Genomic DNA, 5,281 nt, shown 5'->3' on the forward strand with positions numbered 1-5,281 from the left:
CTACTACCCGTATACACATGTACGCATTTTCAGAAAAAATTTTGTATAAAATGAATCCAACACTTCACAGTGGAGGTGAGTGATTTTCCCAAATTTCAGTCACTATTGGCATCGCTTCATGATATGTCGTTTTGCGATCTGGAAGTAAGAAAGGTAGATGTCGCCCGAAGTTCGTAAAACGTTTTTGTGCAGAACCTTAGCAGTTGGCACGTCGTAACTCAGGATTGCCCCATTCGAAGTTACGCTTAGTTTATTCATCATTGCACCGAGCATTTATTCTACATACTTTTGGTAATGCTAAAAGTGGCTATTATACTGGTTGCTATTCGACTTTTGATTTAAACACCATAACTTCAAGCGTACAGCGCACTTAACTCGGGGTAGAACATGTTAGTTGGCTCTAAATGGTACCGATTCGATTTTCATAATCACTCAACTGCATCAGATGACTATAATCAGCCTGATCTCACAGCAAGAGAATGGCTTCTCAGCTATATGAGAAAGTGTGTTGATGCTGTAGTGCTGACTGATCACAACACTGGTAAACAAGTAGACAAGCTTAAAGCTGAACTTGAGTTAATGAGGGTAGAAGCATCCACTAATGAACTTCCTGATTATCGACCGTTAGTTCTGTTTCCAGGGGTAGAGCTCACTGCGACTGGTGATGTGCACATCATTGCTATGTTCGATGAGGATGCGAGCTCTGCAGAGATTGAGCGGCTTATCGGGCAATGTAATGTGAATGCCCCCATCCCAAGAGGTAGAAATGATGCTACTGTTCTTCAAGGTAGTGTCCCTACGATTCTGACTAATATCGCTGCAAACCCTAACATATTGTCTATTCTGGCACACATTGACGGACCCAAAGGTGTATTGGGTATACAGAATCAAGGTGAGTTGGAAGCAGCTTTTAAGGCTAAACCTGATGCAGTTGAGGTTCGAGGGTGTGTTTCTGACATTCAAGGACTAAACGCTAAGCTAATTGAGGATTTGCCTAAGCTTCGAGGTTCTGATGCCCATCATACTGACAATGCAGGAACTAGAACTTGCTGGCTTAAAATGTCAGACCTCAATTTTGCGGGGGTTAGAAATGCTATGCTAGATCACGAGAATTGTGTTTTGGCGGACGGCGAACCACCAAAAGAGCCAAAACACAAAATAAGCAAACTAGAGATAAAGACTAAGCTTTGCGAAGAGACACTGATTTACCTGACGGTCTGCAAAAGTCTATTAATTCATTCAAAAAAGTTGGAAGGGCTATGAATGCGGATTCCTACATTGAATGTATTTACACCAAGGAAAGTACTGATTTCAAACTGAGGTGGTCTCCAACAGGACAGTCCTTGCAAGTCTATTATGAAGGAGACTGGGTTGAAGACGAGAACTGGTCAAATGAAAGGTTCGGAATATCAATCTATAGTCAGAAAACTCTATTTGAGCTCGCGTCGGATAACAGTGCATTCTTGAGTATTTGTGATGAAAGTAACCTTGTTAATAAAGCTGAGTGGAATAGCCAGATGAACAAGCTTACCCGAGACTACAAGACTAAGTGCATTGAACTGCGAGAGCTTTATGATCGTAAAATGAGACAATCCACATTGCAAGGTCAACATGATGACGCCAGCAGATCGATAGATAGGCTTAAAGAGAGCCCTTACTATTCCGTAAAAACGACATTTAACGATCTGGAACGCGAACTAAGTCTAGTTAAGTCTAATGTGAGCCGTACTTATGAGCACTTTAATAAACTAAGACCAATTGTCGAGCTGCCAGATTTCGAGGTAAACGATGTTCAATCTATTGAGCAACAACTTATTAACTTGCACCTTAACAAGTTTAAGCAAGAAGCCATTGAAAAGATAAATAGTACGTTGGATACAATGTTGGGGCAGATGGTAGAGCTCTCACTGACAGGTCTTTACAAGGATTTATTGGATAAGGTCAGCAACGCCGAAACTAAAGCTAAAGAAGAATATTCAGCATTAGAACAACAAGACCTTGAACCTGATGAGCTTGATAACCTTATAGCAACTGAAGTGGACTTGACGAAACAACTTGAAGCGTTCGCTGGCATCGAGGAACAAATCATCAAGTGTGAGGAAAAGCTAGCAGAAATGGAAAGCGAACTTGTGGAGCATCGAAAACTTCTATCAAGTAATAGGATAGCCTTCATCAAATCTTTGAAGTTAGATGAATTATTGAGGGTTAAGGTGTTACCACTGAACTCCCAAGTAGAAGAAGTTGTTAGTTCCTATCAGTCTACACTAGGGTTAACAGCTTTTGCAGACAAAATATACGACACTGATACCTGCACCGGGTTCCTGAAAGACTTCATTGAGCGGCAAACATTCTCACCTACTCAGCAAGCCATCGATGCGAAGTATGAAGCTTTAAAACAAGTTAAAAAGAACCACGTCGCTGTCCATTCCGATAATTTGAGTGAAGAAGTAGATATTAATGGGGCTTTTAGAAACAAGTTAAAGCAACTGACTGAAGAGCATCTAGATGCCTTGGCTTGTTGGTTCCCCGAGGATGGTATCGAAATACGTTACAAAGCCTTAAATGGTGCTATGGAGAATATTGAAAATGCATCTCCTGGGCAAAAAGCGGCAAGCATGCTTCAATTCTTGCTCTCATACGGTACTGACCCATTACTACTTGATCAGCCTGAGGATGATTTGGACTGCATGATGTTGAGCGACAGCGTTATACCTGCTATTGCGATGAACAAGCAGCGTCGACAGCTAATAGTAGTATCACATTCGGCTCCGATAGTTGTGAATGGCGATGCAGAGTATGTAATCTCAATGGTACATGATAGACATGGCTTGCGTCCGAATGTTTGTGGTGCGCTTCAAGAGAAAGATGTCAAGGAGATGATATGCAATCAAATGGAAGGTGGCGAGAAGGCTTTCCGTTCAAGATTTAGTCGAATACTTGCTCACACTCACGACTAATAAACTCGGATCTTATTCTAGTGTAGAAGAGTTTTAAGATTGATACTAAAGTGGCAGCGATCACATCAGTTTGCTGTCATTTGTCAGCACAGTGTCGGCTGACACGAATCTGCCCCTTTATTGTTTAGAGTTGTTACTCTTATCATTTCTGAACAATCCCATTTAAACAAATATTACTAATGCCGATTTAGTCCAACTGACTACATAAAGGATGGTCACACACGGATTATGGGTAACAGAAAAATCGCTGTATTAATTGTGGAATTTTTTCTAACGTAATCAGCGATTGTTGGGGTCAGCTTCACCGATAATCTCAACCTTTCTAGCCACTTCGTAGTCTAAAAATGATCTATGCACTCTAGTTCAATTCTCATTTCAGTTACAATGCCGCCAACTAAACGATACGTAACTGAAAAATCATGATTGAACCACGACAGCAAGAATTAAATAAGCAACTTTGGAATATAACCAACACCCTTCGTGGCAGCATGTTAGCAGACGATTTTCTCGGCTATCTCTGTGGTCTAATATTCTACAAATATCTATCAGATAAGCTAAATCACTACGCTAATGAATTGCTTTTGGAGAACGGAATCCAATTCGAGCAAATTGATGAAGTCAGTAAAGAGGGTCAAGAGCATTTAGAAGCGATTAAAGAAGAAGCTTTAAACACGCTAGGTTATTTCTTTAAGCCGTCTGGGCTGTTTCATGTGCTTGCTAAAGCGGGAGCTAACGGTGAGTTCATTCTTGATGCTGTGCATGATGTTCTTTATGACATCGAACAAAGTACCATGGGTTCAGGTTGTGTTGATGACTTCAAGGGCCTATTCGAAGAACTAGACTTCACCTCTAACAAGTTAGGCAAAACGGCAGATGCTCGTAATAAGCTGATTGCCCAAGTGCTTGAGCAATTAGATGGTATCGATTTACATTTGGACAACAATGAAGTTGATATTCTTGGCGACGCCTACGAATACCTAATAGGTATGCTTGCCAGTGGTACTAGCAAAAAAGCTGGTGAGTTCTATACACCACAAATGGTCTCTAAGTTACTGGCTAAATTAGTGTAGTGGTCAACTAAAATTGGCCACGGTTTTAGAGTTTTCCCAATACAATCGTTCTGACTCATTGGGTGTCAAGCCACCGTTATACTGATGGGGCCTGAGCTGGCTATAATATCCAATAATGTAGCGAATGATCTCTTGTTGAGCCTCTGCAAAGCTACGATAACCTACTGTTGGAACCCATTCCGTTTTCAAGCTTCTAAAGAAGCGCTCCATCGGCGCATTATCCCAGCAATTTCCTCGGCGAGATAAACTTTGTTTTATTTGAAAACGCCACAGTAACTGACGGTATTGACGACTCGTATAGTGACTGCCTTGATCACTGTGGAACATGACGCCTTTAGGCTTTCCACGAGACTCATAAGCCATCGAAAGCGCTTTACCTGTTAATCGTGTATCAGGTGATACTGACATTGCCCAACCAATCACTTTTCGAGCAAAAAGGTCGATGACTACCGCTAAATACATCCAACGATTTCCCGTCCAAATATAGGTCACGTCACCCACCCAGACTTCATTTGGTGCCGTGACAGCAAACTGACGATCTAAGTGATTCGGGATTTCAATATGCTCTTGTGAGGCTTTACGGTAACGATGTTTTGGTACTTGGCAACTTACTAATCCCAACGTTTTCATCAGCTTTGCTGCTCGGTAACGACTCAGACTCACGCCTTGGTTTGTTACAATATCGGCAATGGTTCTTGCTCCCGCAGAACCATTGCTTGCCGCATAAGCTTCGCTAATCAAACTGCGAAGTTTTACGGTTTCCGCCTTTATTTCTGTTGGCCGTTTCAGCCAATAGTTATAACTGCTTCGATGAACATTGAAGACTTCGCATAATGTTTTTATGCTGTGGCTCTGCTTGAGTTTCTTGATCATCAAGAATTGTTCAGTGAGTCCGACATCAAGAGAGCCGTGGCTTTTTTTAATATTTCATTATGCTCTTCAAGACGAGCTAGCTTCTTTTTTAATTCACGAATTTCAATTTGCTCAGGTGTGATAGGTGACGCTTTAGGTGCTTTCCCTTGGCGCTCTTGTTTTAATTGGCGAACCCACTTATCCATCGTAGATTTACCTACATTCATGGCTTGAGCCGCTTCAGTCACCGAGTAGTTTTGATCGAGCACTAACTGTGCCGCTTCCAGTTTGAATTCGGCACTAAATAGCCGTCTTGTACGTTTTGTCATAATGTCACCTATTAACTTATGAGATGATGATATCACCTCTAACTAAGTGACCAAATTCACCATACCACTACAA

General features: G+C 41.5%; 3 protein-coding genes and 1 pseudogene. 3 read left to right on the forward strand and 1 reads right to left on the reverse strand.

The window, feature by feature from the left end; genetic code table 11:
- Nucleotides 1–387 precede the first annotated feature (387 nt).
- The 3 genes and pseudogenes from CAG60_RS16520 to CAG60_RS10335 form a co-directional block, all read left to right on the forward strand.
- Nucleotides 388–1,263: a PHP domain-containing protein gene (locus CAG60_RS16520; protein ID WP_202598560.1), complete on the forward strand. Its 876-nt coding sequence runs from the start codon at nucleotides 388–390 to the stop codon at nucleotides 1,261–1,263.
- Nucleotides 1,260–2,957, forward strand: coding sequence for a hypothetical protein (locus CAG60_RS10330; protein WP_202598561.1), 1,698 nt, complete (start codon nucleotides 1,260–1,262; stop codon nucleotides 2,955–2,957). Before CAG60_RS16520 ends, CAG60_RS10330 begins: the two co-directional genes overlap by 4 nt.
- A gap of 419 nt (nucleotides 2,958–3,376) precedes the next feature.
- Nucleotides 3,377–4,024, forward strand: a pseudogene (locus CAG60_RS10335) (type I restriction-modification system subunit M N-terminal domain-containing protein); the annotation flags it as partial.
- Nucleotides 4,025–4,030: 6 nt separating this feature from the next.
- Here the strand turns inward: CAG60_RS10335 and CAG60_RS10340 are convergent.
- Nucleotides 4,031–5,208, reverse strand: a protein-coding gene (locus CAG60_RS10340) for an IS3 family transposase (protein ID WP_161438879.1) whose coding sequence is annotated in 2 segments (ribosomal slippage) — nucleotides 4,031–4,950 and nucleotides 4,950–5,208 — 1,179 coding nt in all. Because the reading frame shifts where the segments join, the coding sequence is not laid out codon by codon here.
- Between the last annotated feature and the right edge of the window lie 73 nt (nucleotides 5,209–5,281).

This window comes from Vibrio sp. V33_P6A3T137, assembly GCF_009904835.1.
GTDB classification, from domain to species: domain Bacteria; phylum Pseudomonadota; class Gammaproteobacteria; order Enterobacterales; family Vibrionaceae; genus Vibrio; species Vibrio metschnikovii.